The organism is Actinoplanes sp. NPDC051633, from assembly GCF_040681735.1.
GTDB lineage: Bacteria > Actinomycetota > Actinomycetes > Mycobacteriales > Micromonosporaceae > Actinoplanes.
The window spans coordinates 1-3,350 of sequence record NZ_JBFAZH010000875.1 but is presented as its reverse complement, the minus strand read 5'-3'; the positions used below and the strand labels follow the sequence as shown (position 1 = coordinate 3,350).

Here is a 3,350-nt window from a genome sequence, read left to right as displayed (position 1 = left end):
GATCTCCCGTTCGGCCGGGCCACCGGGCGGGGCCCCCCCCCCCCCCGGGGGCGGGGGGGGCGCCGCCCCCCCCCCCGCCCCCGAGGCGGTGTCTCACCACTGCGGCTCGCCGTTGACGCCCGCCCGGTCCTTCGGGGTCAGCGGGTTCTGCGCGGTGAAGTCCCGCGGCGCCAGGTCGAAGCCCTGCCAGTGCAGCGGCATCGGACTCTGGTCCTCGTCGCGCGGCACGTGGTGGAAACCCACCCGCACCCACATGATCGGATCCTTGAGCGCTTCCTTGTCCTTGGCGAAGTCCAGGATGCTCGTGCGGTCGGCGCACTCCGGGTCGGCGTTGCCGGTGGCGAACATCTCACACTTGTGGTGCTGGGTGAAGATGACGTCCGGGGTGGTCTCCGGATGCGCTTCGTACCGGTCGTCGGCGCCGGTCACCAGCTCGTACGAGCGCAGGTGCTGATCGGTGTTCCGGCTCGACCCGCTGACCACGCGCCACCAGCGGCGGTTCGCCTTGGTGAAGGTACCCTCGGTGCCGATCGTCTTGTGCGTGGTGGTGAGCCTCGGGGCCATCTCGCCGCGACCGTCCACCTTGGTGTCGAACTGCTCGACCCTCTCCCCGCCCTTGCCGTCGATGTTGAAGTCGACCCGCCAGAACGCGCTGTGGTAGTGCATCGCGGCGAAGTCCCGGTTGCCCTTGCCGATCGGCCAGCCCCGGTCGGCGTTGACGTAGTCGCCGGGGGAGAGGTCGCCGGTGGCGCCCAGCCGTGCCGAGATCGTGCCGTCGTCGGCCAGGCGGAACTCGGTCACGTACTCGTACCAGCCGACCTTGCTGATCGACCGCAGCACCAGATCGTGGCCCTGCTTGGAGTAGACCTTCTCCTGCTCGTCGTCGTACCCGTGCAACCGGTACGCCAGCCCGGACGGCTCCGCGCTGACGCAGAGCACCTTGCGCCGCTGCGGTTCCGCGCCGCCGTCCGACCCGACCCGCGCCGAGCCGCCCTTGCAGTCGTCGCCGGTGAGCGTCTCGAGGTCCCAGCCGCCGAACCCGTAGTCGGTCAGGTCGTTGTACTCGGTGTCACCCGAGTCGTAGGGCACGTTGAGCTGGCCGAGCCGGATGGACTTGAGCACCTGCACCGGTTGCGGGTGTTTCGCGTACGCGACGGAGATCTTCTCCAGCACCAGCCCGGCGCGCTCGTCCATCCGCCAGCACAGGTCCCACACCGTGCCGTTCGGCAGCGTCTCGTGGACCGTCGACTCCGTCGCGCAGGGCGCGGGCTTGAACGGCGTGGCCTGCACCGGTGTTGCCTGGGCCGGCGCGGGCGCGAGGGTGAGACCGAGGAGCAGGGCCGCGGCGGGCGCTGCGAGGGTACGAATTCTCATGGGATCCCGCTCAGCTGAGCCGGGCGACGGCGCGCCCGGAGAGGTCGACGATGATCTGGTGGACGTCGATGAAGAGGCCGTCCGGCGTCTCCACGATCAGCTGCAGGCACCGGTGCTTGCCGCACTGCTTGACGCCGGTGTCCGCGGCCTTCGCCGTGAAGACGTGTGCGGTGACGGTCAGGCCGTCCTTGCCCGCGAACGCCTTGCCGGTGGCCTTCTGGTAGGCGTCCTTCAGGTCCGCGGCGGCCTTGTCCGCCAGCAGCAGGTCGAGAGCCGCGTCCACCTCCTGCCTGGAGGCGGGCATCTGCAGTCCTTGCGCGGCGAACGACTTGGACACCTTGCCGGCCGTCAGGTCCACGACCTGCTTGATCAGCTTGTTCTTGCCGTAGTCGTAGAAGTAGACCTCGGCCGTGCGGGTGCCGTCCTCGCGGATCTCCGCGGACAGGTACTGCGGCCCAGCCTTGCCGGTCACGTCCTTCGCCGACGCGACCAGCTCCGGCGTCAGCGCGATGGTGCGCGCCCTCTTCACCTCGTCGGTGGTGAGCGCGTCGTCACCCACGCCGGCCGCGGCCTCCGGACCCGGCCGCGGATCGGTCACGCTTGCCTGGCCGCCGGGCCGCGGTGTGGGGTTCGGCGCGGCATCGGCCTGCCACGACGCGACCCCGAAGGCGGTGAGCGCGGTGGCCGTGGCGATGCCCAGCCCCCAGCTCCACCGTTTGACATGAGCCACTGAACGGCCCCTCCCCGTCGATCATGAGTATCGATCGCGGAGAATGCCGTAAGTCGTGTGTGGCAGGCGTGAAGCCAAATAGGACCTTAAGCCAGACCCAAGGTGTCGGACTGCACGACCACCTCGCGGCGGCTGGGCATGCCCAGCTTGGTGAGCACCGCGGAGACGTGGTGGTCAGCGGTCTTCACCGAGATGAAGAGGCGGTCCGCGATCTGCGCGTTGGTGTAGCCGCGGGCCACCAGCTTGGCCACGTCGAGCTGCCGGTTGGTCAGGCCGGAGGGGTTGGCCCGGGTGCTGTTGCGCGGCCGCGACGGCAACTGCGCGATGCCCTGCCGGCGCAACTCATGCCGCAGCCGGTCGGCGACCGCGGTGGCGCCGAGGAGGTCCAGCCGTTCGATGCCGCGTACCCGAAGCTGTGGGTCCTCCGCATCGGTCTCGGCCAGGGCCTGGTCGAACGGCGCCCCCGCCCGCTCCCACCACGCGGCGGCCTCGGCATGCCGGCCGGTCAGCGACAGCCGATAGGGCTCGGCCACGATTTCTGGGGACACGCCCGTCTCGATCCCGAGCCGCCGCAGCCAGACCGCCAGATCGCCGGTCGCCCACGCGACCGCGGCGGAGTCGCTCATCTCGGCGACGCCCGTGACCCGGTCGTCCGCTGTCCCGGTCAGCCACATGCGCTCGGCCAGCGCGGCGAGCACGGGCAGCTTGCGCAGCGGTTCGTCCAGCCGCGTGGCCAGCTCCCACGCCCGTTCGAGATGGTCGTCGACCCGGCCCGCGCGGCGCAGCGGCACCAGCCCGGCGACCAGATGTGGCCACAGCAGGGCGAGCGGCATCCCGCTGCGGGCCAGCGCGTCCTCGGCGTCCTCGACCGCGGCGCTCCACCGTCCCTCGAGGAGTCGCAGCCGCGACCGCACCGCGGTCTGCCAGTGGTTGCAGATGGGGATGTCGCGCTCGGCGGTGAAGACCAGGGAGACCTCGAGTACGCGCTCCGCCTCGCGCAGCCGGCGTTGCTCGACGTCGAGATAGCTGATGTTCGAGTAACCGGTCGACGCGAGCTCGTCGAGTTGGTGCGCCAGCGCCTCCTCGATCGTCCCGGCGAGTCGCTCGCGGGCGATCGGCACGCCCCGCGCGAGGTCGCACGCCGCGTCGACGAGCCGGGTACGCACCCGGGTGGCGTCGTCGCCGAGCGACTCGGCGATGCTCCGGGCCTCCGACAGGCAGGAGACGGCCAGCTCGAACTCGTTGC

At 71.0% G+C, this 3,350-nt stretch carries 3 protein-coding genes; all 3 read right to left on the bottom strand.

Translation table 11 applies throughout. From position 1 onward, the window contains the following. Positions 1-93: 93 nt before the first annotated feature. A complete protein-coding gene (locus AB0M20_RS33705; RefSeq protein ID WP_364304383.1) occupies positions 94-1,374 on the bottom strand; it encodes a primary-amine oxidase in 1,281 nt (426 codons plus the stop codon). A 10-nt stretch (positions 1,375-1,384) separates the two neighbouring features. Beyond that, positions 1,385-2,104: a hypothetical protein gene (locus tag AB0M20_RS33700; RefSeq protein WP_364304382.1), complete on the bottom strand. Its 720-nt coding sequence runs from the start codon at positions 2,102-2,104 to the stop codon at positions 1,385-1,387. Positions 2,105-2,190: 86 nt separating this feature from the next. Then, the coding region (locus AB0M20_RS33695; RefSeq protein WP_364304381.1) for a helix-turn-helix transcriptional regulator at positions 2,191-3,350 on the bottom strand (1,160 nt) is incomplete at its 5' end.

Bases quoted from the DNA above. Each gene is read 5' to 3' on its own strand.
- AB0M20_RS33705 (WP_364304383.1), bottom strand. From the start codon at position 1,374: ATGAGAATTCGTACCCTCGCAGCGCCCGCCGCGGCCCTGCTCCTCGGT.